Genomic DNA, 573 nt, shown 5'->3' on the forward strand with positions numbered 1-573 from the left:
GGGGCGGCGGTTGTCGTCGATCGAGGTGCTCGATGGGGCCGAGTATGCCGAGTTGGAGGTGTTGGGTAATCGGGCGGTGTTGACCGAGCCGGGTATCGGGGTGTCGATTCCGGTGGTGTTCGCTGCGCAGGTGGCGCGCACCCCGCAGGCGGTGGCGGTGAGCTTCGCGGGCGCCTCGATGACCTACCGCGAGCTTGATGAGGCCTCGAATCGGTTGGCGCATCTGTTGGCCGGTCACGGGGTGGGCCCGGGACAGTGTGTGGCGCTGGTGTTTTCGCGTTCGGTGCAGGCGATCACCGCGATCCTGGCGGTATTGAAGACCGGGGCGGCCTATCTGCCGATCGACCCGGGGTTGCCCGCGGCGCGCATCGGGTTCATGCTCGACGACGCCGCCCCGATCGCGGTGGTGAGCACCGCGCAGTTGCGCGCGCGGGTCGAGGGTTTCGGTGGGGCGGTCATCGACATCGACGATCCCCGCATCCAGGGGTGTGCGGGCACGCCGTTGCCGGCCCCGGCTCCTGACGATTTGGCCCACATCATTTACACCTCGGGCACCACCGGGATCCCCAAGGG

At 68.6% G+C, this 573-nt stretch carries 1 protein-coding gene; it reads left to right on the forward strand.

Going from position 1 to position 573, the window contains the following annotated elements:
* Positions 1-573, forward strand: a 573-nt coding sequence (locus AC5Y30_RS25460) for an AMP-binding protein (protein WP_499922079.1), incomplete at both ends; no start/stop codon positions are given.

The sequence above is a fragment of the Mycobacterium sp. NGS27 genome, assembly GCF_059813005.1.